We start from the raw sequence: 26,259 nt of genomic DNA, 5'->3' as shown, positions 1-26,259 counted from the left end.
CCCGCCACCCCCCAGCACAGTTATCAACAGCACCAGCCACCCCACGTGATTGCCCAGGCCTGTGGATAAATCGATCACCCACTGGGTGAACGCCGGCAACGCCTTGTCGAAACTGGCAAACAGCCCCTGAAAGCGCGGCACCACCTCCAGCAGCAACAACGCCGCCACCCCGAGCCCGGTCAGCAGCAACAGCGCCGGATACAGCATCGCCTTGCGCACCTTCTGCCGCAGCGCCTTGCGTTTCTCCAACATCCCCGCCATCTGCTCCAGTTGCCGGTCCAGCGTGCCCGACTGCTCGCCCACCCGCACCAGGTTGCAGTACAGCGCATCGAACCACGCCGGATGCCGCTGCAACGCCTCCGCCAGCCCCAGCCCCGCCGCCACATCCTGCTTCAATCGCGCCAGCAACGCCGCCATGCCGCTGTCCACCGTGCTGCGCGCCATCACCTCGAACGCCTGCAACAACGGCACCCCCGCAGTCAGCAAGGTCGCCAGCTGCCGGCTGAACCCCGGCGCATCCGCCTTGCCCGCCCGCTGCGGCCACCGCCACTGCAACCCACCCGCCAACCTCACCCGCGTGGCTCGGATGCCCTGGCGTTGCAGCCAGGTCTGCACGAACGCCGGGCTGCGCCCCGGTTGCTGGCCGTGTTGACGAGCGCCGGAGGCATCGATGCCCTCCCAGGCGTAGAGGCGGGTAGACGGTGGCATGCGAAGGTCCTTTGCAGTGCGGCGACAAGCCCCGTAACAGCTTGCCGGGCCCGGGAGCGGGCGCGTTTCCATGACGCTCACTAGAGTAGTTCAGCGAAGATGACGCCCTGCCGTGCAGGGGTGACAAAAGGTGTCGGTTCAGGCCTACTGCGCGCCTGCCGGCCGGGGCGCCGAAAAGATGAACATGCGCCGACCGCGCCTCCATGTATTACGAAGGAAGACCGTTCATGAAAGGGCAACGAGGTATCACCCTGATCGAACTGATGATCGTCGTGGCGATCATCGGCATCCTGGCGACCATCGCCATCCCCATGTATACCAACCACCAGGCCCGGGCCAAAGCCGCGGCGGCGCTGCTGGAAATCTCCGCGCTGAAAACGCCGATGGACATCCGCCTGAACGAAGGTAAGGACGTGCCCGACGTCGCCAGCCTCGGCGGCCAGCCCGCCACCGCCCATTGCGCGATCACCGCCAGCGGCACGGCGGCCGACGGCTCCGCCAGCATCGCCTGCACCCTGGCCGATGCACCGGCCAATGTGCTGGGCAAGACCGTGACCCTGGCCCGCACCCAGGCGGGGTGGAGCTGCGTGACCACGGTGGAGGAAGACCTCGCGCCGAATGGCTGCAAGGCACCGTGAAAGTGAGGTGAAACAGGGGTTTGCGTAACGGACACGGCAATGGTACGTTGCGCAACACGCCGGTGTAGCTCAGTCGGTAGAGCAGCGCACTCGTAACGCGAAGGTCGCAGGTTCGATTCCTGTCTCCGGCACCAGAAATCAAGAAGGCTTGCAGCGATGCAGGCCTTTTTTGTGTCTTGGAAAAGGCGATAGGCCTAGGGCAAGGCGAGTCGCCCGCTGAAACAAATTACCGAGTACTGGTGGTTTGACCTATACAGGCAAATCTTCGAGGATGAGCACCGAGGACTGCAACCGCGCATGTTTGGGAATGGCTTGCCAGTAATTGGCCCCCCGAATCCGGCAGCAGTGAAGCTGGCGCTCACTGACGTAGGGACAGTCGATAGGCCCCACCATATGGCCGTTGATTTGACTGGGTTCTGACCTTAAGGTGAATCGCCCCTGGTTTCGTAGACACCTCCAAGCCTCATAATGAGGCCCAAATAGGAGGTGCCATGAGTCGTCAGCGTTACCCTGAAGAATTCAAGATCGAAGCGGTCAAGCAAGTGACCGAGAAAGGCAAACCTGTCGCCGATGTCGCTCAGCGCTTGGGCATGTCCGTGCACAGTCTTTACGCGTGGATCAAGGTCTACAGCAAGCCCCAAGAGCAGCGTCAGCACGACGATGATCAGCAGGCCGAACTGCGCAAGCTGCGCGCTGAACTCAAGCGGGTGACGGAAGAGCGAGACATCTTAAAGAAGGCCGCCGCGTACTTTGCCAAGGAGTGCGGCTGAAGTACGCCTTCATCAAGAAGCACTCGATCGATTACCCGGTGCGGCGTCTTTGTCAAACCCTCAAGGTGCATCCCAGCGGCTACTACGCTTGGCTGGCCGAGCCTCAATCTGCCCGAGCCAAAGAAGATCAACGCCTGCTTGGCTTGATCAAGCAGGCCTGGTTAGAAAGCGGAGGCGTGTATGGCTATCGCAAGATTCACGATGACCTTCGAGAGCTGGGAGAGATCTGTGGGCGAAATCGAGTCGGTCGCTTGATGCAGGCAGAGGGGCTGCGTTCGCAAACGGGCTATCGCCGTCGTCCTGGGTTTTATGGCGGAAAACCAACAGTGGCATCGCCCAACCATCTGGCCCGGCAGTTCAAGGTCAGTGAGCCGAATAAGGTCTGGGTGACCGATATCACCTACATCCGCACCTATGAAGGGTGGCTGTACCTGGCGGTAGTGTTGGATCTGTTCTCTCGCCAAGTCATTGGTTGGTCAATGAAGCCCAGGATGAGCAGCGACCTGGCCATCGACGCCATGCTGATGGCCGTGTGGCGACGCAAGCCACAGCAGCAAGTGATGATTCACTCAGACCAAGGCAGTCAGTTCAGTAGCTCAGATTGGCAAAGCTTCCTGAAGGCCAACAATGTGATCAGCAGCATGAGCCGACGGGGAAACTGCCACGACAATGCCGTAGCCGAGAGCTTTTTCCAGCTTTTGAAGCGGGAGCGAATCCGACGAAAGATCTACGCAACGCGTGACGAAGCCCGAAGTGATATTTTCGATTACATCGAGATGTTCTATAACCCCAAGCGTCGACACAGCAGTGCTATGCAGCTGTCTCCAGTAGAGTATGAGAAACGCTATTTTCTGAGCTTGGAGAGTGTCTAGGAAACCAGGGGCGATTCAGACTGAACGTTACAATCATTTGACACTGATTCCGAGGCCGAAGCTACAAGTCGGTGAGCTCATCCATCGTGTATCATGTTGACATGAGTGGGAGAAATACGCTATTAATTTAAGAGTTTATAAAACCCAGAAGAATTACTTAACACGACTAGCAAAAGGATCAAGGATGTCTGCTTTAAAAGTAAATCAGATTCGTGGAAAGCTCACCTCAATGTTTGAACAGCACCTAGATCTAAGTGATGTCAGCGAAAAAGATACAGATCGCGACAATAAAGTACTTAGCAGATGCTTGGCTGCTTTCACAGTCTATTTGAGTACAGGCTGCACAGAAAAAGAAGCTGCAGATTCCGTTTGGGATGGAGGCGACGATAACGGCATTGACGCTGCATACTTTGATGCTTCAGACATGCGAGTAATTTTTGTCCAGTCAAAGTGGATCAATAAAGGATCTGGGGAGCCAGAAGCCAAAGATTTGGGTAGTTTTGTTAAAGGCGTTAGAGATGCTATAGAACAAGACTCAACCAATTTTCACAAACGTCTCCAAGCCAAATTCAGCGACATCGCGTTGCGCATCAATACTCCCGGCACCTCAGTAGAGATGATAGTTTCGTCAACGGGGGCTAGTAACTTGGCGAAACATGGGAATGCTGTCCTTGATGATTTTATCTCAGAGTTGAATGGCGACGATCCAGATGCTATAGCAAGCAAAACCATTCTCGGCTTAACTGAAGTCTACAACGGCTTAGCGAGCGATTTATCTCAAAGCAACGTTGCCGTAGATGCCACCATACTTGAATGGTCCTATATTGCATCACCCTACCCCGCATATTTCGGGATGATCGATGGCTTATCGCTAAAATCGTGGTGGAAGGCTCACGGCAAGAGCTTAGTTTCATCCAACATCCGTCACTCACTAGGCAGTACAGAAGTTAACAGTGAGATAAAGACCTCAGCATCTAACACACCGCTGAAATTCTGGTATTTTAATAATGGCATCACCCTCGTTGCGAACGAGGCACTAAAGGCCCCAGCCACCGCTGCATCACGCTCCGCAGGAGTGTTCACGTTCAAAGGAGCTTCAATTGTCAACGGAGCTCAAACAGTGAGCTCTTTGGCTAAGGTGGATGAAGACGAGCAGCTTGGAAAGCTACGAGTACCCATTAGAGTAATCCTCCTGAAGGATGCTCCGGATGGATTTGGGGCAGAGGTAACTCGAACGAATAATTTACAGAACCGTGTTGAACCACGTGATTTCGTTGCACAGGACGCTGAGCAGAAGCGTATTAGGCAAGAGATGGCCATTGAGGGCATAGATTACCAATTTGTACGAAGTGATGACTCCGTGCCAACTGCCACCGCCTGTGAGCTAGTAGAAGTCACAACAGCGCTGGCATGTGCAACAGGCGATTCAAATCTTGCGGTACAAATAAAAACAGGGATTGGTAGATTTTTTGCTGACTTAAAGAAAGCCCCATACAAAACACTTTTCAATCCGCAAACCAGTGGCGCAAAATCTTTCAATGCAACCCTCCTTCTGAGAGAAGTTGAAAAGTGGATTGACCAGAAGAAAAGTACATTACCCAAGAAAAGCGGGCCGAGCTGGGGTGTTCTAGTCCATGGCAACAGGATCTTGACCGCAGCAGTAATGAAAAAGATAGGTATTGAGAAGCTTTCTCAACCAATTGCTGACTTCAAAAGCACTTTGTCGGATATGAAGGTGGGTGATAAGTGCGAAGCTATTCACTTAAGTATGGTTGACAGTATCGAGACGCAATACCCGGGCAAGTTTTTAGCAGTGCTATTTAAAAATCCGACCATGAGTAAAACCATATTCGATGTCGCTACGGTGTAAACTTAATTTAACAGGCTACGACTGGACTTTATAGGAGCTTACGGCGGGCCGGCTATATGTTGATGCATCAACCGGCACGCCTCCTTCACCTTGGGAAACTCCGAGCAAGCTGCCTTGGACGCGCAATAAGCAGCGTTTTGACGCCTCCTCACCAATTATTTGCCCTCACTCGGCTCAAAGCTATGGCTTTGCGCAGGTTCTTAGTTTAAAGAAAAAAGGGACAGATTTATTTTTCGATAGCGCGAGGCTTGACAATAAATTTGTCCTTTTTTCTGCTTAACCTAACTCTGGAATGGTGGGTCAGCCGTCATACTGCTGTGGCCGCAAGCTTGCATGCGCGACAAAAAACATCCACGTCGAAGCTTGATATAGTGTCGGGGCGACCCATCCCACCATGCGTGAAGAAGACAAGCAGGTGTTGCCCGCTTCCACCAACGGAAAAGTTGACAGTATTTGAGCCACGGTGCTTGAGCTTATTCAGTGCATCAACAAGCCGCAAATCCTTAACTGTTGCGCCCATAGGTATCGAACCACTACCCGCTACTTGCGCTAGAAACGCCGCCTTTTCTACAGCACTGGCAGGATCAACCAAATCCCCAACTTTTTTTTGAAGTGCCACTTGCAAAGGCGATCCCTGCCAGCCAGGCAGCTTGTCGAGTCGATCACGATGCCTGAGCAATTCGTTCTGAATGTGATCTAGAAGTCCGAAGGCTTCCTCACTAGTTGCAAGTGCATCGGACATATCCTGAGCAAGCCAGCTCTTGCAAAAGCCGGAAGACGCATTGCCAACTAGGCGAATTGACTCAAATAGTGTGCGGGGCGCCGAAGAGTTTGCGGCCACGAGGAACTCAGTAAAACCATTTGCCATAAGTAATAATTCCGAATAAATAGCAATATTGGAGTCAATACTAATCTTTGATTAAGAGGCCGGATTTAGCCCATGCCAGTGAGCGCAGCAAACGGCTTTAAGCACTTGTCAGGCTACATTATCACTGGATTTGGTAAGAATCCCAGAAGCCGCAAAAACAATCCTGTTTAGCGACTTTATGTGTTTCTCGAATTCGTGCTCAATTTCATCGGGGCATGAGTCAACCCCTTCAGAACCGAGCATGCTAATAATGCCAGCCAACTCATCTAGGGATATATCAATTCGATAGTTGTGATTTGAGTCGGTATTGAAGTCCCTAACGCTATTGGATTGTATGATTACGCTATTTTTATCTTCATCCCACGCCACCCGGATTTTTTTAAGATCTATGGTGCTAGTGCCATGATTTGCGGTTGAACCATAACGAGAAATTTTCATATGAGACCTCTAGTAGCCTAACAATCAAGCTAACGGGCGTCCAAAGCGCAGACTTTGGATGACCAGTGAGCGAAGTGAGCGACAGTTGAGAGCATTGCTATATGCCGACTGCTGCGGGCATGGTGTTTATAAAAGTAATTTTTTTGAGTAAGCATCGCAAGAAATAAATAGTATACTAAACCGCGCCGGGTGCTTTTCGATTAAGCCATATATCACGCCTATGCTATTGAGAGTCAACTCTGACATTGCACTAGGATAGTGCTCTCACTACCTTATTAAACTTGGACTAAAAAGAGACGAAAAAGAGACAGATTTATTTTTCGATAGTGCGAGTTTGAAAATAAATCTGTTCCATTTTCTGCTTTTCTACCTGTCCCCTTTTCTACCTGGACCAGCAAAAGGTCCGACTCAGTAGAGGTCGCACTCTTACTTCACCAGACTTTGAGCGCCATTCAGCTCTTTGCTGCAATCGTGCCCGATACGCCCGCACCTACGGCTGCCCCTGTGCCAGCAACAACGGCAGTACCGACTGCCATGCCGCCACCTCCGGCAGCAACAGCCCCCCCACCAAGCGCTGCGAGCGAAGCGTTAGTCAATGCTGCACCGGAAAGTGTGCTGATCGCGGTACCTGTGCTTGCTGCACCCAACAGCCCCGCTGCACCAGCTGTTGCCGCAATCGCTGGAGCTGCAACCAACGCAGCGCCTCCGGTTGCTACGGTCGCAGCGACGACAGCGATGGTTTTGCCCGGACTCTCAGAGATCGCATCTACGACATCGCCCACAAGACCGCCAGCCACACCTGGAGGGCCAAAGAAGAATTCGTCTATCGAACTGAACAGACCCATGTAACCCACTCCTTGACTGAGACCTGGAACACGATAGAGGCCATATGACATCAAGGAAATAACTTACTCCATACCTGTTCTTGATTCTAGCCCTGCAAGCTTCTGCGCATGGTGGCGCGGCGAGACCTCACACAATGGCGACGGCGTCTACTGAGTCGCCCCTAAATTAGTAGGCGCTTGACGGTAGCTCCTGACCAGTCGCTGTCAGCATGAACGACAGCTGTGGGTCGATAGCAGACATCTGTAAATGGCCGTAATGGGTCGTTTTCGCCGTTCCTCACGTAGTGTTTGAAGCGGGTGGGCCTAGCTCTCACTGGACCTCCGCAATTCCCGATTCGATTCCATTAAAAGCCATAAGTAGCTGATCTATTTATAGATACCCTATGAGGTACAACAGAAAATCCACCAAATTCCAGCTCCGCGAAAACCGGGCCCTCACGACCAACAACCGTCCGTCTGTCTGTCTCCGCACTGCTCGCTTCTCTCCGATTCAGCTTCATGTGGTGAGGTTGGGCCTGTCGCGTGAAAGGCTCACTGCCCATTTGTTACAATGTAGGCAATTTCCCGCAGCCTCCATTGCCTTTTCCCAGCCGTCCTAAGCTTGCATTAGCAGCCCCCAAGGAATAAATTCCCTCCGTCGCGGCCATTTCCGCGACCGGGTTTGGCGACCCGACCGAAAAAGGCGCAACGGCGCCCCGACCACGATTGCAGGCGCTTTTTTTGACGTCCGCAGTTCCGTGTAATGGCGGCTGTGCGTGGGAGACCTTCGGGTCTGCCGGGTTCCTTTTCCTCGGTTCGCCAACCTGCGTACAGCTGCCACCCTATTCGTTTGGCGACGATGGTGTGGTGCTTCAACCGAAAAGGACCTCATGCATGCATTTCGCAAATCTGTACAGGATCCTCGCATCCGCTCTCCGCCGCCCAACCCCCGCGGCCACCCCATCCCCAACCTTCTACCCGATCGACAGCCACTCCCTCGCCACCCGCGCCAACCGGGAGGTGCCCCATGCCTGACCATGAACGCCTGTCTACCCTCCAGAGCTACGTCTGGACCCTCGAACTGCTCGGCGAGGCGCTGGTTCAGCATGACGAGGTGCTGGAGTGCGAGCACAACCCGCAGCTGAGCTTTCGCAACACGGCGGGGATTCACCAGGCGATCCGGATCATCAGCCGGTTGGCCAGTGAGCAGTTTGGCAAGCTGGAGGCGATGAAGGAGGAGGGTGTTTCTGGGGATTGATGCTGCGGAGTATTGGGGCCGCTTTGCGGCCCTTTCGCGACACAAGGCCGCTCAGGTACGGCGTTAGCTTTAGATTTTGCGCAGTCCTGTTGGAGCGGCGGTGCGTTCTGCACAGCAGCCTCGTTAGTGGCGACGCGCTAACTGAGCAGGCCAACATGCTCAAAGCACACCTGCGTCAGGCCCTACCAGAACCACCCACCCCGCGCGAGCTCCTGCTCGCAACTCCGGTACTGCGCCCCAAACACCGACGCCCGCGCCTGCACCTTCTGCGACACATTCTTCAACCACGGCTTGGCGTCGTAGCTGCGGTTGCGGTAGCCGCCCCAGCCTTCGTGGTAATTCAGGTACTGGCCATAGGCGTCCCACTTGGACACGCCGTTGACCTGCTGGCTCTTCTGCATGTACCAGCCCATGAAGTCGAGGGCGTCGGCGAAGTCGTCGCGGGCGGCGCCCCAGCCGCCGGCATCGCGCTTGTAGTCGGCCCAGGTCTCGTCCTTGGCCTGGGCGTAGCCGTAGGCAGTGCTGACCCGGCCCCAGGGGATGAAGCCGAGGAAGTAGTAGCGCGGCGGCAGGGCGTCGTGCTTGAACGAGGACTCCTGGTACATCATCGCCATCGGCACCTGCACCGGCGCACCCCAGCGCGCCTGCATCTTCAGCGCCGCCTCGTGCCATTTCGGCTTCTCGCGGAAGATCTCGCAGAGGTTGTCGGGGTTGGCGGGCGGCTTGGTGGCGCAGCCGGCAAGCAGCAGGAGCAGGGCTGGCATCAAGGGCCGAAGCATGACGGGGTTCCTTTGGCAGACGTCGGGGGCGCGGGTTGCTGGCGCTTTATACATGCTTTGGGGATGCATATGAATCAGCGGCCAGTGGTGTACCGGAAACCATGTGGCTTCTCCAGCAGCTGATCTACCGTGCTAGGGGAGGGTATTGTCGGTGAGACCGAAGTGGCGGAGCTGCTGAGCATGAAGGTCTGCAGTCCTATCAGGCGTGCAAAACTGGGGTTACTGGACCAGTTGTGGCGACATCCAGGCCGACCTTGAAGAGACGCATGTGGATACAATTGATGAGGCGAGCGTGCGTTGACGCGTTCCTCCTCTCGGCCTATTTTTCGCGCATCCCGCCCAAGGCAGTAAGCCGTCCACCTTATCCAGGACGTGCCGAGCCCTTGGGCGTTTTGCAATCTGGAGAGCGTCCATGCCGACAATCAGGATCACCCGTCGGTTGGTCGGTGATCTTTCAAGGAGTGGACGTCGTAGGGCCGCTTTCCGGCCCTGCCGAGAGTAGACTGTTAAAAAGTTTTTCCCGCCTTTAGGCTTGTTCTATTGCTTCGTTGAGACTGTCCTTGACAGGGACGGGACTCAAAAACAACTTTCAAGAATATGAAGTCCCCGACAGCTTCAAAGTCAATTAATTTGGCGAAAAAATTGGGTGATATTAACACCTCCATTTCGTGTCGCCAGTCATTGTCGGAAAATATGTCAAAAGCATAGACCGAATTCACAAAGCTTTCGCCAATTTCAATGACCCAGACGTGATAAGGGCCGATTTCTTTCTTTCCACTGTCTGTCGCGTGGGCGGCAGCGGTAACAGCAGTCAAGCTAGTTGAGAGAAAGAAGTTCACGGGTGTTTCTGACCCGATCTCAAGAGCCTCTGGCCAATCTCCACCATGGAATAGCGTCTGCCCGGGGCTCAATGTAGGAAGCCCCGAAAATTCCTCAAACAAGTTGATACGATCTACATTATATACTCGAGACCTTAGTATCTCGCGGGCGTTTGCATCTGACGGCATCTGGTGTAACCACTCTGAATACTCGTCGCTCTGCTCAAGGTGATGTTCAATGTCCATGTCCAGTGATCCACAAAACCCCATGTGGCGAGCCGCACATTTTGCGAAATCAATAGGTTTACTAAGTGTCAGTCTTGTAGGGCGAGGTGGCTCTTCGATACTTTCATCTGTACGTCTAAAAAGAAACGGATTTGGTTGTCGCTGTACGGGGGAGTAAAATAGCGGGAAGTAGTTGATGATGGGTAGTCTTCTTGTTTTCATGTTGGGCTCGGCTCAGTATGAATGTGGTTAGCGTGTGATATTAATTGTCTATGTCGAGTTTTCTATGGCGGTTTTTAGGCTGTAAATTGGTTGTTGAGGCGGTGAGCATGGCTGCTATTCACCTAATTTGAGCAGTTTAGATTAAGATGGTCAATGATGATTGACTTTCTAAGTTTTAGGGTTTTCCGAATTCTTAAGTACCTAGGTTCAGCAATATGAGGCACAAAGGATCCCATCCTGCAATTGAGTACTTCACTTTGCGACGGGTGTTGCTAAATGCGGTCCGGATCATCAGCCGGTTGGCCAGCGAGCAGTTCGGGAGGCTGAAAGCGATAAGGGAACGTGACCTGAGTTGGGCCCAGCGATAACAGGGCCGCTTTGCGGCCCATCGCGGGGCAAGCCCGCTCCTACAGGTATTGCGTTGATCTCACTTGCGATGCTGGGCGGGATTGCCGAGAGGCTTGAGACGGATTCGTCGGTGGGGATTGGAGTCAGTGTGGCGTGCTCGGGGTGGTCGAACTCATCTGGCGTTCGCGAGAACAGTTCGAGCTGTGCGGGGTAGGTTTCGTCCGTGGGGTTCTGGAACCGATAGAACACTGGGCGCGCGGTGCTGGCTTGGCGGATCTGGTAGCCACCGCTGTGGACGAATGCCCAGAACGCCGCGACGAACTGGCTGTCCAGCGCTTCGATGACCAGAACGATATCGAGGTCCTTGGTAGTCCTGAATGAGACACCGGCCTCGTCCATCACAAGTGATGATGCCACTCCGCCAATCAACACGTACTGATCGCGATAGCGGCTGAAGTGCTGCCCGAAAAGCGTTAGTCCCCTGACCCCAACCATTCCACCCGCTCCCTCAGTTCATCGAGCGCCATCTGGATCCGCTCGTCCTGGCCATTGTCCAGGCTCAGGAACAGGGAAGCTGCATCGGCATGGTTGCCGGATGTATCGAGGTTATCGTAGGCCCAGATTTCCACCCACGCCCGGGTATCGTCCACTGATTGGCTGAGGTGCAGCGAGCCATCGACAAGCAGTGCATCAAAACGCTGCTTGGTCATGCCGTAGACGGGCTGCGCGGGTGCGGCCAAGAGCGTTTGGCTGGCCAGGGCGGTTTCACCAGCCAGGAAAACACCATGGCCTAGAGCTGGTTCAGCGGAAATTGCGACCTTACGTTTCACCGGGGAGCGCATGTAAGGCCGAGCCTGTTTGAACAGCTCGGGGGCGCTGGCGCTGAAGGCATAGGCCTGCACCGCGCCTTTGGGTTGGCTGGCGATCAGCAGGCCTGCCTGAAGCAGTTGCTCCACGACCTTCGAGAGGGTCACGCGGCTGTAGTTCAGGTCACCCAGGAGTGCGCTGGCCGGGAATGGCGTGTCGTTGATCCCTCCTCGATAGAGGCGGGCCAGCAACATGGCCTGGGCGGCGGGGAGCAGTGCGGTGATGGCTGTCTGCACGCGGCGTTGGCGAACACGTTCGCGCAGGTCCATGGCCAGTTCGGGGATGAATAGTTGATAGCCAGGCTGGATGAAATTGAGCTGGTGGCTGATCAGGCTGCGGCGGTCGGCAGCGGACAAAGCAGGGCAGACGTAAACGGGTGTGGCGTGGGTAGCTTGGCTTATCTGGGCGATGTGTTTGGTAAGGGTAACTGCGCCTGGATAGGTTGGATTGCAGGGTAAGAGCAGCAACACCACCAGCGGCGCCGGCTTGAACTGGAGGGTGAGTTCGGAGCACGTGTAGGCGTCCAGAAGATGGTAGGGGAGCCTGGGGGATACCGGTTTCAGGTGAGTGGGTATACCGAGGACGGACTCAAGGTAGCGCTGGGTTTCCTTGTGTGGGTTAGCCATGTCGAGGGTGTGCCGTGTTAAGTCATGTTTTGCACTGTAAACCTCAGTGGTTAACAAATCAAAAATAGGGTTAACAGGTGATGATTCATAGAACGGAAAGCGGGACGAAGTTCTCTACCGCTGACGGATGAGAAAAAACAGTCCCCTTATCCTGGCTGGCTCAGTGCCTATGCCGATGATGAACATCCGGAAAATGCGCATGGCTATGTCGAATCGGCGCATGCACATGCGGGTGGCTGTGCGGCTCGGTACCGTCCCACTCGAAGTCATGCTCATGCTGATGGTGCTCGTCGTGCGTATGCCGATGGCTATGATCGAGGGGCTCATGCTGATGCTCATGAACATGGTTTTCCATCAGGTGAATCCACACACCCAAGGCCATCAACGCCGCGGCGAGCAGGAATATCACGGACACCGACTCACCCAGCATCAGGATCGCGACCGCCGCGCCCAGGAACGGCGCTGTGGAAAAATACGCCCCGGTACGCGCACTCCCCAACCCGCGAAGGGCCAGGACGAACAGCACCAGGCTGACGCCATACCCAAGAAACCCAACCAGCAGGATCGACCCCAGCGTGCCCAGGGCCGGCAGTTGCGAGCCGATGGCCAAGGCCAGGCCGCCATTGACCACGCCCGCCGCCAGGCCTTTGATGCCAGCGATGAACAGCGCGTCGGAGGCGGAGACTTTGCGGGTCAGGTTGTTGTCGATCGCCCTGCAAAGGCAGGCGAATGCCACCGCCAGCGGCCCGGTCCAGTCATGGTCCACCGCGGTCTCTTGCGGCCATGACAGTACGATACCGCCCAGGACGATGGCGATCATACCGATCACGATCCGGCGGTCGGCGTTTTCCTTGAACACCACCCATGCCAGCACTGCCGTGAGGACCGACTCGAGATTGAGCATCAACGATGCAGTGGCCCCCGCTGTGCGAGTGAGCCCGAACATCAGCGCCACAGGCGCAAGCACGCCGCCAAAGAAGATCGCACCTAGCAACCAGGGCCATTCTCCGGCAGGCAGCCCGGGCCGCTGCCAACCGCGATCGCGCACCAGACGGACGAGGGTCAGGCCGACGCCGCTGCCCAGGTAGAGCAGCCCGGCCAGCAGGATGGGCGGGGTATCGACACCCAACAGTTTGGCGAGCGGTGTGCTTGCGCCAAACAGTGCGGCTGCAACCAACGCGTAGAGAACACTCAGATTCATGATGGGGCCGCCCTGTCAGGCTGATTGCGTGCAGGAGAGCATCATAGCCTTTCCGCACAAGGGCTGGAGCCACGCTGTGGGGCCAGTGGGAGAGCCATCGCGGGGCAAGCCCGCTCCCACGTTGATCCTATCGTCGATGTAACAGTTGTCTTCTGGGTGGTAGCCGAGCAGAGTCCACTTACCTTGTCAGGAGACGCCCATGCCATCAGCCGTTTTTGCCGCCGCCCAATGCGCCATTGGTGATGGCGACCTCCCCGCCAACCTGGCCTTGCACCTGGCGTTCATGCGCCAGGCCCATGAGCATGGCGTGGACCTGTTGCTCTTCCCCGAACTGTCGCTCACGGGCTATGCCCCCGCGTTGGCCAGTGGCCTGGCGCAGGATCTGGACACGCCGCTGCTGGCGCCACTGCGCCAGCTTGCCCAGGAAGCGGGCATGACCACGGTGGTCGGGATGCCGCTCACGGTACCGGGCCAGGACAAGCCGCGAATTGCGGCCTGCATTCTCCACCCGGATGGCTCGATTGCGGCCTATACCAAGCAGCACCTGCATACCGGCGAGGACGTGTTCTTCAGTGCGGGGAGCGGCGGTGAGTTGTTGTCCGTTTCCGGGCTGTCCGTGGCCTTGTCGGTGTGCGCCGATTTCAGCCATCCGGAGCATGCCGCCAAGGCGGCGCAGCGCGGCGCGCAGGTGTATGCGACAGGTGTGCTGATCGGGGAGGGTGGGTATCCGGCGGATAGCGCGTTGCTGCAGGGTTATGCGCAGCGGCATGCCATGGCGGTGCTCATGGCCAATCATGGCGGCACCACGGGCGGCTGGGCGGCGGCTGGGCGCAGCGCGTTCTGGGACGAGCAGGGGCGGTGTGTCGTGGCTGCTTCAGCTACCGGGAATCGGCTGTTGGTTGTATCCGGTCAGGCTGGGGAGTGGCAGGGAGTGGAGGTTTCACTGGCTCAGCACGCAGGCTGATCCGCTCGTGCCTGGCTACAGGTCGTCCAGTGAGACCTTCACTCGTTGTGGCGCAGCCAGGCGCTCCCGTGTTTTGGCAAGCAGGTCGTCGTCGCTCATCGGTGTGGGCTCAAGTGGCGCAGGCTCGAACCACACCGGCCACGAACTGCGATGCCGGCTCTCCACCTGCACGCAAGGAATCAACCGCTCGCGCAATACCTCGGTCCGGCCCACGCTCACCGCCAGCCGATACTTGGCACTGTGCACGCACTCCCGGTCGCCAAACTCGCAACGGTCCAGGCTCGTGCCGCCATGGCCCGTTCGCCAGGCCTTTGGGGCAGGTCTCGGGGCAGATGTAGAGGGTGTCCTCCAGCCGGCAACTGCCGCAGGTATCGCACCCCACCAGCGGGCGTTTGATACGTCGCTCCAGCCGATGCAGCCACTGCGCCGCCATGGGGTTGGCCCACAGCGACCGGGTCACGGCCCAGCCGAAGCCCTTGCTCAAGGCCGTGGTGCGGCTGAACAACTGATGGTGCATCGCCGAGAGCAGGTGATAGCGGGCCTTTTCCTTGTTGGACGCGGTGATCTGCCGTTGCCCGAGGCGCCAGGCGTGCCCCGGTGGATGGAAGGTGACCGGCGCTAGGTTTGCTTCCTGCCAGGCCGCTTTCCAGGCCGGGGCCCAGTCCTGCAGTGAAGTGAACTGCGGCTGCAGCGCATCGATGGCCTGCTCCAGCGCTTCGAACTGCGCCACTTCGTGGATACCGGACAGGTGCACGCCGGCATAGCCCATCAACTTCAGGCCGATCACCTGCAAGGCCAGGCGATGGTTGGCGCGTTCCCTGGCGTGGGCCTTGGACACCGCCGTTTCGGCGGCGAGCAGCGCGCGCATCGATGGCGTGACGGTTACCCCGGCAACGTGATCGAGCATCCCGGCGCGGCCCTCGGTCAGCGCCATGATGCAGGCCATCAGCGGCTTGGGCCGGGGCTGGCGCTGCATCCAGTCGAAGGCTTCCTGGTGTTTGTCGATATCGAAACCGAGCTGCAGGATGAACAGGTCGGCGCCGGCGGCGAGTTTCTTTTCGGCCTTGCAGTACTGCGCGCCGCCTTCTGCTTCCTGGTACTTGAACGGGTTGAGCGCGGCGGCCAGCAGCCAGTGTGGACGGGCCTGGCGGACGATCTGCAGGGCGGCGACGGATTCCAGGTAGCGTACCGGGCGTTCGCCGGGGGTGTGGCCGGGCAGGCGGTCGCCGGTCAGCAGCAGAAGCTGGTCGAGGCCGGCGGCGTCCATGCGTTGCAACTGGGCCAGCAGGTCGCGGCGTTCGCGGTCCTTGCCGGAGAAGTGCAGCAGGGCGGGAACGGGGTTCGCGAGCCTGCTGAAGGCCTCCAGCGGCGACATGTCCAGGGCGCTGCTGACGCGGTCGCCGATGGCTACGGTCATCGGCCAACCACACAGCCGGGTGCGGGCCATGAGGGTTTCGAGGGTGGCGAAACGCTCGGCGCCGGGCTTGGGGACGAATTCCAGGATGCAGGCGAAGGCGTTGGCGTCCAGGGTCGTTTTCAGCAGGCTCATTGGGTACGGGCTACCGGGTTGGGGCAGGGTGGCAGTGTGCGGCAGATTGGCGGGTGGGGCATGTCTGATTGCGCGGGGTACTGTGCTGGTTGAGACATTCACAACGCTCTGTCAGGTGGCCTAGATCCCTGTGGGAACGGCCTTGCCGAGGCGTCGGACCGGTCGGAAAGGGCTGCGCAGCGGCCCCAGGATTTCAGCATTCATGCACAGATCGCCGTGGCCGCTTTGCGGCCATTTCGCGACACAAGGCCGCTCCCACAGGGATCATCATTTCTGTAAGGCATCATGAACAATTCTTGAGTTCATCTCAAATTTAATGAGTTTGTCTCACCTTAGCCCCGCGCCCAAAATGCCCTCATTCATTTTAAGGTTCGAGGGACGACAACATGGCACTGGCACACAACCTGGGGTTCCCGCGCATCGGCCGCGACCGCGAGCTGAAGAAAGCCCAGGAAGCCTTCTGGAAGGGCGAGCTGGACGAAGCCGGCCTGCGTGCCGTGGGCCGTGGCCTGCGCGCCGCGCACTGGCAGGTGCAGAAGGCTGCCGGCATCGAGCTGCTGCCGGTGGGCGACTTCGCCTGGTACGACCAGGTGCTCACCCACTCGCTGACCTTCGGCGTGATCCCTGAGCGTTTCCGTGCCAAGGACGGTGCCAAGCCGACCCTGCAGACCCTGTTCGCCATGGCTCGTGGTGCCGTAGGAACAAAGGGCAGCGATAGCTGCTGCGGCGGCGCCCACGCCCAGGAAATGACCAAGTGGTTCGACACCAACTACCACTACCTGGTCCCCGAATTCACCGCCGACCAACAGTTCACCCTGAGCTGGGAGCAACTGTTCGAAGAGGTCGAGGAGGCCAAGGCCCTGGGCCATGCGGTCAAGCCGGTGCTGATCGGCCCGCTGACCTATCTGTGGCTGGGCAAGACCAAGGGCGCCGATTTCGACAAGCTGGAGCTGCTCGATCGCCTGTTGCCGCTGTACGACCATATCCTCAACCGCCTGGCCGTGCAGGGCGTGGAGTGGGTGCAGATCGACGAGCCGATCCTCGCCCTCGACCTGCCGCAGGATTGGAAGAACGCCTACGAGCGCGTCTACAACATCCTCCAGCGCGCCCCTTTGAAAAAGCTGATCGCCACCTACTTCGGCGGCCTGGAAGACAACCTGGGCCTGGCCGCCAACCTGCCGGTCGATGGCCTGCACATCGACCTGGTGCGTGCCCCGGACCAGTATCCGACCATCCTCGACCGCCTGCCGGCTTACAAGGTGCTGTCGCTGGGCGTGGTCAACGGCCGCAACGTCTGGCGCTGCGACCTGGAAAAGGCACTGGACGTGCTGCGCCATGCCCATGAACGCCTGGGCGATCGCCTGTGGGTGGCGCCGTCGTGCTCGCTGCTGCACAGCCCGGTGGACCTGGAGCGTGAAGACCAGCTCGATGACGAACTGAAGAGCTGGCTGGCCTTCGCCGTGCAGAAGTGCCAGGAAGTGGCGCTGCTGGCCAAGGCGCTCAACCAGCCCGAGGCTGCGGAGGTTGTCGAGGCGCTGGCGCAGAGCCGCGCCGTGCAACACCGCCGCGCCACCTCGCCACGGATTCACAAGCCAGCGGTGCAGGCCCGTGTCGCCGCGATCAAGCCAGCCGACAGCCAGCGAGCCTCGGCTTTCGAGCAGCGGATCGCCAAGCAGCGTGCCGGGCTGGACCTGCCGGCGTTTCCGACCACCACCATTGGTTCGTTCCCGCAAACCTCGGCGATCCGTCTGGCGCGTCAGTCGTTCAAGCAGGGCAAGCTGAGCGAGGCCGATTACGTCGAGGCCATGCACAGCGAAATCCGCCACGCGGTGCAGATCCAGGAAAACCTGGGGCTGGATGTGCTGGTGCACGGCGAGGCCGAGCGCAACGACATGGTCGAGTACTTCGCCGAGCAACTGGACGGTTATGTGTTCACCCGCTTCGGCTGGGTGCAGAGCTACGGTTCGCGCTGCGTGAAGCCGGCGGTGATCTTCGGTGACCTGAGCCGCCCAAAGGCCATGACCGTGGACTGGATCAAGTACGCCCAATGCCTGACCCGCAAGGTGATGAAGGGCATGCTGACGGGCCCGGTGACCATGCTGATGTGGTCATTCCCGCGCGAGGACGTGAGCCGTGAGGTCCAGGCGCGCCAGCTGGCGCTGGCGATCCGCGACGAGGTGGTGGATCTGGAGGCGGCGGGCATCAAGATCGTGCAGATCGACGAGGCCGCCTTCCGCGAAGGCCTGCCGCTGCGTCGCAGTGCCTGGCCGCGTTACCTGGAGTGGGCCACCGAGGCGTTCCGCCTGTGCGCCTCGGGCGTGCGTGACGAAACACAGATCCACACCCACATGTGCTACAGCGAGTTCAACGACGTGATCGAGTCGATCGCGGCGATGGATGCCGATGTGATCACCATCGAGACCTCGCGTTCGGACATGGAATTGCTGGAGGCGTTCGAGCGCTTCGACTACCCGAACGAGATCGGCCCTGGTGTGTACGACATCCACTCGCCACGGGTGCCGTCCAAGGAGGAAATGGTCAAGCTGCTGCGCAAGGCCGCCCAGCGGATTCCGGCCAAGCGGTTGTGGGTCAATCCGGATTGCGGGTTGAAGACGCGCGGTTGGCCGGAGACCGAGGCGGCGTTGGTGAACATGGTGGCGGCAGCCCGGGAGCTGCGTGCCTCAGCTTGATGACGCGTTGGCAGTACCGGCCCTATCGCGGGGCTGGTACAGGTTTTCCATATTTCGGCTAGAGTGCCCGGACATTCCTGCCAAAGCCTCGCCATGAAGCCTACCCACCTCACCCTGATCTGCCACGCCCGCACCGAGGCGCAACGGGTGGGGCGTTTCGCCATGGACGACGAGGCGCTGCGCGATCCACCGTCGCTTTTGACAGACCTGCCTGCAACCGCCCGCTATCTCATGGCACCTGAACTACGTAGCCGCCAGACTGCCGAGGGCCTGAACGCGACTGTCGACGAAGGCCTGCGCGACTGCGACCTCGGCAACTGGAAAGGCATCCCGCTCAAGCAACTGGACGAAGCCACCCTGCGGGTCTGGCTTTGCGATCCCCAGGCTACCCCTCACGGCGGTGAATCCATCGCCATGCTGTGCGAGCGTGTCGCGACCTGGATGGATACAGCGCTGACGCCGGGCGAGTGGGTCGCGATCACCCATCCCTTTGTCATCCGCGCCGCGATGCTGCATGCGTTGGGCGCGCCTTTCGAGTCGTTTCATCGCATTGATGTGCCGCCCTTGGCCCGTGTGTGCTTGAGCTATTACGGGCAATGGAGGCTGCAGTTGGGCTGATGCCTGTGCACAAGGCTGCTATCGCCGGGGCCGCTTCGCAGCCCTTTCGCGACACAAGGCCGCTCCCACAGGTACGACGTTGACCTTGAGGCTAGCGCAGTCCCGTGTCATGCCTAACGCCGAACCAACGCCGGCACGGCCCGCACATAGACCAGCTCGCTCACCAGCTCCACCAACGTCTGGGTAATCACCGCCGCCGCCGCTAATGCCCGGATCGACTCCGGCAGCGCCAACGCCAACGGCAGCACCACCAGCGAATTACGCGTGGCGGCGCTGAAGGTCACGGCCCGTGCTTCCCCTGTGGACAACGTGAACAGCCGCGCCGCGAACCAGCCAAGCAGCGGCGCCAGCAGGGCAAAACCGAGATACACCGGCACAACCGGCAGCAGGTTGTCCAGCTGGCTGGCCACCACGCCGATCTGCGAGCCGATCACTGTAATCAGCACCAGCGCCATGGCCGGCACCGGCAGCCAGGCCCAGGTGTCGTTCCATTTGGCGACCAGCGCCGAGCGCCGCGCGCCGGCACTGGTGACGACCGCCAGCAACAGCGGCAGCACGATCAGCAGCACGAAGGCTTCGATGAACGGCGCCACGGAAATCTCGACATCAGCCGCGCCACCGAGCATCAGCGCCAGGTACAGCGGCAGCAACGCCAGCTGCACCAGCAGCAGCACCGGCGTGGCGGCGAGGGTCAGGCGCGAGTCGCCCTTGCCGATATGGGTGAACACCACCACGTAGTCGATGCAGGGCGTCAGCAGCACCAGCAGGGCGCCGACCAGCACGCCGGGGTGCTCGACCAGGCCGCGCGTCCCGGCCCACACCAGCAGCGGCACCAGCACGAAATTGGCCAGCAGCAGCGCGCCCATGAAACGCCGGTTGCCCAGGCCCGCGCGCAGGTCGAGGAAGGGGATCTGCAGGAACATCGCGTACATCAGCACGGCGATGGCCGGTGTCACCAGCATCTCCAGTGCCTGGGCAACGCCGGGTGCAAGCAGGCCGACGGCGCAGGCAAGCACCACGGCGATGAAGTACAGGGGGATCTGGTTGCGTTCGAGTTGATCTCTGTCCACGGATGGCCTGGCTTTTCCGACTGAATTACTAGGTGGGGCAGGGTACTATCTGGCGCAATCCATAGGGAGTGATGCGATGCGAATTCTAGTGGTGGGTGCGAGCAAGGGATTGGGTAAGGCACTGGTCGAGGGCCTGGGTAACGCGGGTGATACGTTGATCGGCGTGTCGCGCACCCGGCCGGCGTCGTTGCCGAGCGCGGTGCGCTGGATCGAGGCCGACCTCGGCCAGCCTCGCCAGGCCGCGGCGGTCATCCATGAGGCGGTGGCCGAGGGCGGGCTGGATGTGCTGGTGTACAACGTCGGGATCTGGGAACAGCGGGCCTTCGAGGAGGACTACAGCTTCCTCGACGATGACGAGGGGCAGATCGAGCGCATGGTTGCCACCAACCTCACCGCGCCGCTGTTGTTGATCAAGCGCTTGCTGCCGGTGCTGCTCAAGAGCGCACGGCCACGAATCATCCTCACCGGCTCCACATCGGGCCTGCCAGGTAGCGGTCGGCCAGAAGTCACCTTCGGCGCCAGCAAGTTCGGCCTGCGCGGCATTGCCGAAACCTTGCGTGAAGGCTTCCGCGAGCAGGGGCTTGGCGTGAGCTGCCTGAACCTCGGCTACCTGAATACCGAGGATGGACTGGAGGTGCCGCTGGCCGAAGCCGAACAGCGCGGCGAGGGGACGCTGATCCCGCTGCACGACGTGGTCCAGGTGTGCCGGATGCTGCTGAGCCTGTCGGCGGCCAGCTACGTGCGCGACATCACCTTGCCCGCGCTGCGTGACGAGCGTTTTTAAGGTGAGTTTCGAACGGCAGGTCCAGACCCTGATCCGCAATGACCCTGTGCGCTGGCCCCTGCTGGCGCTGGTGCGCGATCTTGGCGTGCCGGATGCCTGGATCGGTGCGGGTTTCGTGCGCAATGCCGTGTGGGACCATCTGCATGGACGGGCCATGACCGCGCCGCAAGGGGATGTGGATGTGCTGTGGTTCGATCCGGCGCGCAGCGATCCGGCCGAGGACCTGCGGCTGGAGGCGCGGTTGCAGGCCCAGGCGCCGGAGGTGTTGTGGTCGGTGAAGAACCAGGCGCGCATGCACCTGCGTCATGGCCAGGCGCCTTATGCCTCGACCGGCGATGCCATGTGCTACTGGGCGGAGGTCGCCACGGCAGTGGCGGTGCGGCGCACGGCCGATGACCAGTGCGAGGTGCTGGCGCCGCTGGGGCTGGACGATCTGTTCGGCCTGCGGCTGCGGTCCACGCCGGGCAAGGCCGAGGTGATGGCCGCTCGGGCGCGGGAGAAGGGCTGGTTGCAGCGCTGGCCGAAGTTGCGCTCGCTTGGTTGAAAAGCCCGGCAGGGAAACTGCCGGGCTTGGCGCGCGGCCTCAACTGACCAGGCAGATTGCCCGCAGTGACGAGCCTGGTTTCACTGGCGTGGTGGTGTCACCGAGCCATTGCTGGGTATCGGTTTTCTGCTGTTTGGCGAACACATCCCTGACGTTTTCCCAGCTTTCCACCGACAGCTGGTAAACCGCCTGGGACAGGGTATAGGACGACTGGAAGGTGATGGTGCCTTTCTTGCTGGTGGCCTTGATGGTGAATTCGCTGGCATACAGCATGAAGTTCACCGAGCCGGCGATCCCCGTCTGCAGGATATTCTGGTTGAAGTTGGACTGGCGCTCGGTCTGCTCGGAATAGGACAGCGCCGCATTCACCAGGCTGCTCAGGGATTTCTTGATTTGCTCGACATCTTTGGCCGCCAGGCCGATGAAGCCTTTGACGAACGAATCGATCAGCGCATTGGCGTCATGGCTTTTCTGCTGGATCTGCGTCACCTGGGCGGCGAGCAGCGACAGGAAGGGAATCTCGGCGATCTGCTGGGTGAAGGCGATGAAGTGTTCGCGGTCGCCCTTGGCCTTGGGCCTCTGATCGGTAGGCTGGTCAAGTGGGTTGTATTCCGAGCGCCGGCGGGCGATGTCGATGGCGGTCTGCAGGCCTTCGTAGATGCTGACCGGCGCTTTGCCCGGGCTGACGTTCTTGTTGGCGTCGTTGGCGTAGCTGTCGGTCGCCGCGCCGGCTGCCGGGCTGAAGAACGGGTTGATGGCATCAGCGCCGGTGCGCATGGCGCGGCCGGTCGAGGTGAGCTGGTGAGGGTGGTTGTAGTCGTGGGCGAAGATATTGCCGTGTGCCGTGGTCGACTTCACCCGGGCCTTTCCTTCCAGCCAGGCATGTGCAACTTCTTTCTCGGATGGGGCGGCTCCTGGAGCGTTCATGTCAAATCCCTTTAGCAGATTTATTAATAGGGTCGAGTGCGCTGGAACCTAAGCAGTTCATAGGGCGCCTGACTCAGGCTAGAGGGGAGTTTTAAGGTGTCAAAGTGTCTTTTTTTACGCAGTAGGAAAGTGATGGGGGATATGGAGCCAATCGAATTAAGTAGTGGCTGGCTTATCGTGAAGTTATTGTTTTTTTCGTTTTAATGTATGTAATTGAGTGTGTTTCTGTTTGAAGCGTATTCGGATGTGTTTTCAAGTCAATTGCAACTAATGCTTCGGCGAGTTGGTGTGATCCGCGTCGAACGCTTCGCGGATAACCCGCTCCCACAGGTTTGAATATCGCCGTGTGGGAGCGGGCTGCTGGGTGTGATCAGCGCTCGATGGCCAGTGCCACGCCTTGGCCGCCACCGATGCACAGGGTTGCCAGGCCTTTGTTGGCATCGCGCTTGATCATCTCGTGCAGCAAGGTCACCAGCACCCGGCAGCCGGACGCACCGATCGGGTGACCCAGGGCGATCGCGCCGCCATTGACGTTGACCTTGGAGGCATCCCACTCCAGCTGCTTGCCCACGGCCAGTGCCTGGGCGGCGAAGGCTTCGTTGGCTTCGATCAGGTCCAGGTCGGCCAACTGCCAGCCGGCCTTGTCCAGGCAGCGTTGGGTCGCTGATACCGGGCCGATGCCCATGATCGCAGGGTCTACGCCGGCGCTGGCGTAGGCGGCGATCTTCGCCAGTACCGGCAGGCCCAGGGCCTTGGCCTTGCTGGCGCTCATCAACAGCACGGCGGCGGCACCGTCGTTGAGGCTGGAGGCATTGCCGGCAGTGACGCTGCCATCTTTCTTGAACGCGGCGCGCAGCTTGCCCAGGGACTCTGCAGTGGTGCCGGGGCGTGGCTGTTCGTCGGTGTCGAACACCAGCGGCTCGCCTTTCTTCTGCGGGATGTGGATGGGGGTTATTTCGTCCTTGAAGCGCCCGGCCTCGATGGCGGCCACGGCCTTGCGCTGCGACTCGGCGGCGAAGGCGTCCTGTTGTTCACGGGTGAGGGCGTACTTGTCCACCAGGTTCTCGGCGGTGATGCCCATGTGGTAGTCGTTGAAGGCGTCCCACAGGCCGTCGGTGATCATGCTGTCGACCAGTTGGCCGTGGCCCATTCGTTGGCCGGTGCGCGCCGAGGGCATCACGTAGGGCGCCAGGCTCATGCTCTCCTGGCCACCGGCGATCACCACCTCGGCGTCGCCGCAGCGGATGGCCTGGGCGGCCAGGTGCAGGGCTTTCAGGCCCGAGCCGCAGACCTTGTTCAGGGTCAAGGCCGGCACTTCGTAGGGCAGGCCGGCCTTGACGGCGGCCTGGCGGGCGGGGTTCTGGCCGGCGCCGGCGGTGAGCACCTGGCCGAGGATCACTTCGTCGACCTGGGCCGGGTCGAGCTGGGTCTGGGCCAGCAACTGGCGGATCACGGCGGCGCCCAGCTCCACGGCGGATACATTGGCCAGGGCCCCCTGGAAACTGCCGATGGCAGTGCGGGTGGCGGCGACGATGACGACTTCGTTCATTGTTGTTCTCCGGGATGCGGGCGTGATCCTGACAGCATCCCCGCCCGAGGCTTATTTGAGAAGTTTGTTTTTCTTTGCCATTGATCTGAAATTCAAATGAATGGCGCATGCAATTCTGTACCGCCGTTCGGATGAAACTAAGCTTGGCTTCAGCTTCGCTGGGCAGAATGAGGCTTCCATCAACAAGCAGGAGTTTCCCAATGCGCCGTTCACTTATCGCGATCACCCTGTTGCTGGGTAGCGCCGCCGCTTTCGCCGCCGAGCCCAAATGCACCACGGCTGACAAGGGTACCTGGCAGGACGCCGAGCAGTTCCAAGCCAAGCTCAAGGACGAGGGCTACAAGGTCAACAAGTTCAAGGTGACCAAGGGTAACTGCTACGAGATCTACGGCTTCGACAAGGATGGCCGCAAGGTCGAGATCTATCACGATCCGGTCAGCGGCAACGCGGTCAAGACCGAGATCCATAAATGACCGCCGGCGTGCGGCTGTGGGACCCGCTGCTGCGGGTGTGCCACTGGTCGTTCGCCGCGGTGTTCCTCGCCAACTACGTCTTCAACGAGGCCGGTGACGACTGGCACCAATGGCTGGGTTACTACGCGTGCGGCTGCCTGGCCGTGCGCTGCGCATGGGGTTTCGTCGGGCCCCGCAGTGCACGTTGGGCGGATTTCTGGCCGACCCTGGAAAGGTTACGAACCCATGGACGCGCGTTGTGGCGTGGCGAGCCTTACCACCGCATGGGTCACACGCCGATCGGCGCGCTGGTGATGGTGCTGATGATGACGGGCATCGCCAGCCTGGGCCTGACCGGCTGGATGATGCTGGAGGTGGATGCGTTGTGGGGCGCCGAGTGGCTGGAAACGCTGCACAGCTGGTTGGCCGATGGCCTGCTGGCGCTGGTTTGCGTGCACCTGCTGGCGGCGCTGGTGGAGAGTGTGCGGCTGCGTGAGAACCTGCCCTGGTCGATGGTGACGGGGCGGCGCAGGTCCGAGGATCCGTGAAGTGTAGCCCATCGCGGGGCAAGCCCGCTCCCACGCCAGACCTGCATGTTCAAAACTGGCGTGGGAGCGGCGGTTCGGCGTCCCGACTTGCCCCGCGATGATCGTCTCTACACCGCCGGGCACTGGTTGGTCACGCAGTGAATCCCGCCGCCACCCGCCGCGATCGCATCGATATCCAGTTGCACCACCTTGCGCCCCGGATACAGCTTCACCAACAACGCCCGCGCCTTCTCGTCGGCACTGCGATCACCAAACTGCGGCGCGATCACCGCGCCATTGATGACGAAGTAGTTGATGTACCCCGCCGCGAAGTCCGGATTGTCCTCGCTGAACTTGCTGCGCCGTGGCTTCAGTGGCGGTGACATCGTGTGGATCTCCAGCTTGCGGCCATCGGCATCGGTGGCATTGCGCAGGATTTCCAGGTGCTCGAGGGTCACTTTGTGATCGTACGAGTCTGGATCGTTGTCCAGGTTCGCCACTACCACGCCGGGCGCCGCGAAGCGCGCGTAGAAGTCCACATGGGCATCGGTGATGTCCTTGCCCTTGATGCCCGGCAGCCAGATGATCTTGCGCAGCCCCAGCCGCTCCTTCAGTTCGGCCTCGACCTGGGCCTTGCTCCAGCCGGGGTTGCGGTTGCTGTTGATCCAGCTGCTCTCGGTCATGATCCCGGTGCCATGGCCGTCCACCTCGATACCGCCGCCTTCGCCCACCAGTTCGCTCTGCTGGTACTGGGCGCCAGCCAGCCTGGCGACGCGGGCCGCCAGCTTGGCGTCGTAGCGGTGCTGCTGCTTGCCGCCCCAGCCGTTGAAGTTGAAGTCCACCGCGCCCAGCACGCCGTCGTCGTCAACCACGAAGTTGGCGCCGATGTCGCGCATCCAGATGTCGTCCAGCTCAGTCTCGACATAGGTGATGTTGTGGCTGCCGCATTCCTCCTCGGCGATGTCGCGCTCGCTGGCGCGGCAGAACACCGTCACCGGCTGGAACGCGGCGATGGCCCGGGCGATGCGCCCTAGCGCGGCCTGGACGTCTTCGGTGAAATCTTCCCAGATGGCGTCCTGGGCGCCGAAGGCGATGTAGGCGCGCTGGTGCTTTTCACCCTCGTCGGGCATGAACCAGCGGCCCGACTCGGCGGCGCGGGCGCGGGTGCCGCCGAAGGGCAGGCCGAAACTGGCGGCGGCGCCGAGGCCGGCGACGACGCTCATCTGTTGGAGGAAGGTGCGGCGAGTTGGCAT

Annotated in this window: 24 protein-coding genes, 1 tRNA gene and 2 pseudogenes; 12 read left to right on the top strand and 15 right to left on the bottom strand. The window is 59.9% G+C overall.

Going from position 1 to position 26,259, the window contains the following annotated elements; all coding sequences use genetic code 11:
- A partial coding sequence (locus CC207_RS22345) for a type II secretion system F family protein (RefSeq protein WP_143496162.1) occupies positions 1–708 on the bottom strand: 708 nt, incomplete at its 3' end.
- Between the two features lie 227 nt (positions 709–935).
- On the opposite strand from CC207_RS22345, the gene CC207_RS22340 reads away from it, so the two are divergent.
- The 4 genes from CC207_RS22340 to CC207_RS22325 all read left to right on the top strand — a co-directional run bounded on the left by CC207_RS22340 (position 936) and on the right by CC207_RS22325 (position 4,858).
- Positions 936–1,346 carry a pilin gene (locus CC207_RS22340; RefSeq protein WP_088852781.1) on the top strand — a complete coding sequence of 137 codons (411 nt, stop codon included), beginning with the start codon at positions 936–938 and terminating at the stop codon, positions 1,344–1,346.
- 58 nt (positions 1,347–1,404) lie between these two features.
- Positions 1,405–1,480, top strand: a tRNA-Thr gene (locus tag CC207_RS22335).
- Positions 1,481–1,837: 357 nt separating this feature from the next.
- Positions 1,838–2,988 (top strand): IS3 family transposase gene (locus CC207_RS22330; protein WP_088852780.1). Its coding sequence is split into 2 segments (ribosomal slippage): positions 1,838–2,072 and positions 2,072–2,988, totalling 1,152 coding nucleotides; the frame shifts between segments, so codons are not numbered across the junction.
- Positions 2,989–3,172: 184 nt separating this feature from the next.
- Entirely contained in the window at positions 3,173–4,858 is a 1,686-nt protein-coding gene (locus CC207_RS22325) for an AIPR family protein (protein WP_062363942.1), read from the top strand.
- 307 nt (positions 4,859–5,165) lie between these two features.
- Here the strand turns inward: CC207_RS22325 and CC207_RS26880 are convergent, their stop codons facing one another.
- The 3 genes from CC207_RS26880 to CC207_RS22320 form a co-directional block, all read right to left on the bottom strand.
- A complete protein-coding gene (locus tag CC207_RS26880; protein ID WP_145978890.1) occupies positions 5,166–5,600 on the bottom strand; it encodes a hypothetical protein in 435 nt (144 codons plus the stop codon).
- A 234-nt stretch (positions 5,601–5,834) separates the two neighbouring features.
- Entirely contained in the window at positions 5,835–6,164 is a 330-nt protein-coding gene (locus tag CC207_RS26875; RefSeq protein ID WP_143496160.1) for a hypothetical protein, read from the bottom strand.
- Positions 6,165–6,616: 452 nt separating this feature from the next.
- Positions 6,617–7,009 carry a hypothetical protein gene (locus CC207_RS22320; protein ID WP_088852779.1) on the bottom strand — a complete coding sequence of 131 codons (393 nt, stop codon included), beginning with the start codon at positions 7,007–7,009 and terminating at the stop codon, positions 6,617–6,619.
- 1,006 nt (positions 7,010–8,015) lie between these two features.
- Between CC207_RS22320 and CC207_RS22315 the strand changes: the two genes are divergently transcribed.
- Positions 8,016–8,246 carry a hypothetical protein gene (locus CC207_RS22315; protein ID WP_062363944.1) on the top strand — a complete coding sequence of 77 codons (231 nt, stop codon included), beginning with the start codon at positions 8,016–8,018 and terminating at the stop codon, positions 8,244–8,246.
- Between the two features lie 182 nt (positions 8,247–8,428).
- Here the strand turns inward: CC207_RS22315 and CC207_RS22310 are convergent, their stop codons facing one another.
- The 5 genes from CC207_RS22310 to CC207_RS22295 all read right to left on the bottom strand — a co-directional run bounded on the left by CC207_RS22310 (position 8,429) and on the right by CC207_RS22295 (position 13,332).
- On the bottom strand, positions 8,429–9,025 hold the full coding sequence (locus CC207_RS22310) for a hypothetical protein (RefSeq protein ID WP_259370155.1): 597 nt from the start codon (positions 9,023–9,025) through the stop codon (positions 8,429–8,431).
- Between the two features lie 506 nt (positions 9,026–9,531).
- Positions 9,532–10,089 carry a hypothetical protein gene (locus tag CC207_RS26870; protein WP_143496159.1) on the bottom strand — a complete coding sequence of 186 codons (558 nt, stop codon included), beginning with the start codon at positions 10,087–10,089 and terminating at the stop codon, positions 9,532–9,534.
- A gap of 492 nt (positions 10,090–10,581) precedes the next feature.
- Positions 10,582–11,133 carry a hypothetical protein gene (locus tag CC207_RS22305; protein WP_178080987.1) on the bottom strand — a complete coding sequence of 184 codons (552 nt, stop codon included), beginning with the start codon at positions 11,131–11,133 and terminating at the stop codon, positions 10,582–10,584.
- Positions 11,112–12,131: a hypothetical protein gene (locus tag CC207_RS22300; protein WP_088852777.1), complete on the bottom strand. Its 1,020-nt coding sequence runs from the start codon at positions 12,129–12,131 to the stop codon at positions 11,112–11,114. The genes CC207_RS22305 and CC207_RS22300 overlap by 22 nt, the downstream gene beginning before the upstream one ends.
- 160 nt (positions 12,132–12,291) lie before the next feature.
- Positions 12,292–13,332: a DMT family transporter gene (locus CC207_RS22295; protein WP_088852776.1), complete on the bottom strand. Its 1,041-nt coding sequence runs from the start codon at positions 13,330–13,332 to the stop codon at positions 12,292–12,294.
- 199 nt (positions 13,333–13,531) lie between these two features.
- Between CC207_RS22295 and CC207_RS22290 the strand changes: the two genes are divergently transcribed.
- On the top strand, positions 13,532–14,296 hold the full coding sequence (locus CC207_RS22290; protein WP_088852775.1) for a carbon-nitrogen hydrolase family protein: 765 nt from the start codon (positions 13,532–13,534) through the stop codon (positions 14,294–14,296).
- 15 nt (positions 14,297–14,311) lie between these two features.
- Here the strand turns inward: CC207_RS22290 and CC207_RS27915 are convergent.
- Positions 14,312–14,413, bottom strand: a pseudogene (locus tag CC207_RS27915) (type II toxin-antitoxin system RelB/DinJ family antitoxin); the annotation flags it as partial.
- Positions 14,393–15,845: pseudogene (locus tag CC207_RS22285) on the bottom strand (methylenetetrahydrofolate reductase C-terminal domain-containing protein); the annotation flags it as partial. The pseudogenes CC207_RS22285 and CC207_RS27915, both read right to left, overlap by 21 nt.
- Before the next feature lie 386 nt (positions 15,846–16,231).
- Here CC207_RS22285 and metE point away from each other — a divergent pair.
- Positions 16,232–18,535 carry a 5-methyltetrahydropteroyltriglutamate--homocysteine S-methyltransferase gene (gene metE, locus CC207_RS22280; protein WP_088852774.1) on the top strand — a complete coding sequence of 768 codons (2,304 nt, stop codon included), beginning with the start codon at positions 16,232–16,234 and terminating at the stop codon, positions 18,533–18,535.
- A 93-nt stretch (positions 18,536–18,628) separates the two neighbouring features.
- A complete protein-coding gene (locus CC207_RS22275; RefSeq protein WP_062363956.1) occupies positions 18,629–19,153 on the top strand; it encodes a histidine phosphatase family protein in 525 nt (174 codons plus the stop codon).
- Positions 19,154–19,266: 113 nt separating this feature from the next.
- Here CC207_RS22275 and CC207_RS22270 read toward each other — a convergent pair whose 3' ends face one another.
- Entirely contained in the window at positions 19,267–20,223 is a 957-nt protein-coding gene (locus tag CC207_RS22270) for an arsenic resistance protein (RefSeq protein ID WP_028689866.1), read from the bottom strand.
- Positions 20,224–20,299: 76 nt separating this feature from the next.
- Between CC207_RS22270 and CC207_RS22265 the strand changes: the two genes are divergently transcribed.
- Together CC207_RS22265 and CC207_RS22260 are read left to right on the top strand one after the other, a co-directional pair.
- Positions 20,300–21,007, top strand: a complete 708-nt coding sequence (locus CC207_RS22265; protein ID WP_062363960.1) for an SDR family oxidoreductase — start codon at positions 20,300–20,302, stop codon at positions 21,005–21,007.
- A gap of 1 nt (position 21,008) precedes the next feature.
- The gene (locus CC207_RS22260; RefSeq protein WP_088852773.1) at positions 21,009–21,551 is read left to right on the top strand and encodes a nucleotidyltransferase family protein; all 543 of its coding nucleotides are present in this window, start codon (positions 21,009–21,011) and stop codon (positions 21,549–21,551) included.
- 39 nt (positions 21,552–21,590) lie between these two features.
- On the opposite strand, the gene CC207_RS22255 is transcribed toward CC207_RS22260, so the two are convergent.
- On the bottom strand, positions 21,591–22,478 hold the full coding sequence (locus tag CC207_RS22255; RefSeq protein ID WP_139121020.1) for a hypothetical protein: 888 nt from the start codon (positions 22,476–22,478) through the stop codon (positions 21,591–21,593).
- A gap of 370 nt (positions 22,479–22,848) precedes the next feature.
- The gene (locus CC207_RS22250) at positions 22,849–24,027 is read right to left on the bottom strand and encodes an acetyl-CoA C-acetyltransferase (RefSeq protein ID WP_028689863.1); all 1,179 of its coding nucleotides are present in this window, start codon (positions 24,025–24,027) and stop codon (positions 22,849–22,851) included.
- Between the two features lie 200 nt (positions 24,028–24,227).
- Here CC207_RS22250 and CC207_RS22245 point away from each other — a divergent pair, with 200 nt between their 5' ends.
- Positions 24,228–24,500, top strand: a complete 273-nt coding sequence (locus CC207_RS22245) for a PepSY domain-containing protein (protein ID WP_088852772.1) — start codon at positions 24,228–24,230, stop codon at positions 24,498–24,500.
- Positions 24,497–25,027 carry a cytochrome b/b6 domain-containing protein gene (locus tag CC207_RS22240; RefSeq protein WP_028689861.1) on the top strand — a complete coding sequence of 177 codons (531 nt, stop codon included), beginning with the start codon at positions 24,497–24,499 and terminating at the stop codon, positions 25,025–25,027. Before CC207_RS22245 ends, CC207_RS22240 begins: the two co-directional genes overlap by 4 nt.
- A 107-nt stretch (positions 25,028–25,134) precedes the next feature.
- Here the strand turns inward: CC207_RS22240 and CC207_RS22235 are convergent, their stop codons facing one another.
- The gene (locus CC207_RS22235; protein ID WP_062363962.1) at positions 25,135–26,259 is read right to left on the bottom strand and encodes an agmatine/peptidylarginine deiminase; all 1,125 of its coding nucleotides are present in this window, start codon (positions 26,257–26,259) and stop codon (positions 25,135–25,137) included.

This window comes from Pseudomonas sp. DrBHI1, from assembly GCF_002205115.1.
Classification (GTDB): domain Bacteria; phylum Pseudomonadota; class Gammaproteobacteria; order Pseudomonadales; family Pseudomonadaceae; genus Aquipseudomonas; species Aquipseudomonas mosselii.
Note: the sequence above shows the minus strand (reverse complement) of the source record. Positions and strands in the feature narration are given on the sequence as shown.

Coding starts and splice junctions, on each gene's coding strand:
- CC207_RS22340 (WP_088852781.1), top strand. CDS start 936: ATGAAAGGGCAACGAGGTATCACCCTGATCGAACTGATGATCGTCGTG.
- CC207_RS22325 (WP_062363942.1), top strand. CDS start 3,173: ATGTCTGCTTTAAAAGTAAATCAGATTCGTGGAAAGCTCACCTCAATG.
- CC207_RS26880 (WP_145978890.1), bottom strand. CDS start 5,600: ATGTCCGATGCACTTGCAACTAGTGAGGAAGCCTTCGGACTTCTAGAT.
- CC207_RS26875 (WP_143496160.1), bottom strand. CDS start 6,164: ATGAAAATTTCTCGTTATGGTTCAACCGCAAATCATGGCACTAGCACC.
- CC207_RS22320 (WP_088852779.1), bottom strand. CDS start 7,009: ATGGGTCTGTTCAGTTCGATAGACGAATTCTTCTTTGGCCCTCCAGGT.
- CC207_RS22315 (WP_062363944.1), top strand. CDS start 8,016: ATGCCTGACCATGAACGCCTGTCTACCCTCCAGAGCTACGTCTGGACC.
- CC207_RS22310 (WP_259370155.1), bottom strand. CDS start 9,025: ATGCTTCGGCCCTTGATGCCAGCCCTGCTCCTGCTGCTTGCCGGCTGC.
- CC207_RS26870 (WP_143496159.1), bottom strand. CDS start 10,089: ATGGACATTGAACATCACCTTGAGCAGAGCGACGAGTATTCAGAGTGG.
- CC207_RS22305 (WP_178080987.1), bottom strand. CDS start 11,133: ATGGTTGGGGTCAGGGGACTAACGCTTTTCGGGCAGCACTTCAGCCGC.
- CC207_RS22300 (WP_088852777.1), bottom strand. CDS start 12,131: ATGGCTAACCCACACAAGGAAACCCAGCGCTACCTTGAGTCCGTCCTC.
- CC207_RS22295 (WP_088852776.1), bottom strand. CDS start 13,332: ATGAATCTGAGTGTTCTCTACGCGTTGGTTGCAGCCGCACTGTTTGGC.
- CC207_RS22290 (WP_088852775.1), top strand. CDS start 13,532: ATGCCATCAGCCGTTTTTGCCGCCGCCCAATGCGCCATTGGTGATGGC.
- metE (WP_088852774.1), top strand. CDS start 16,232: ATGGCACTGGCACACAACCTGGGGTTCCCGCGCATCGGCCGCGACCGC.
- CC207_RS22275 (WP_062363956.1), top strand. CDS start 18,629: ATGAAGCCTACCCACCTCACCCTGATCTGCCACGCCCGCACCGAGGCG.
- CC207_RS22265 (WP_062363960.1), top strand. CDS start 20,300: ATGCGAATTCTAGTGGTGGGTGCGAGCAAGGGATTGGGTAAGGCACTG.
- CC207_RS22255 (WP_139121020.1), bottom strand. CDS start 22,478: ATGAACGCTCCAGGAGCCGCCCCATCCGAGAAAGAAGTTGCACATGCC.
- CC207_RS22250 (WP_028689863.1), bottom strand. CDS start 24,027: ATGAACGAAGTCGTCATCGTCGCCGCCACCCGCACTGCCATCGGCAGT.
- CC207_RS22245 (WP_088852772.1), top strand. CDS start 24,228: ATGCGCCGTTCACTTATCGCGATCACCCTGTTGCTGGGTAGCGCCGCC.
- CC207_RS22240 (WP_028689861.1), top strand. CDS start 24,497: ATGACCGCCGGCGTGCGGCTGTGGGACCCGCTGCTGCGGGTGTGCCAC.
- CC207_RS22235 (WP_062363962.1), bottom strand. CDS start 26,259: ATGCCAACTCGCCGCACCTTCCTCCAACAGATGAGCGTCGTCGCCGGC.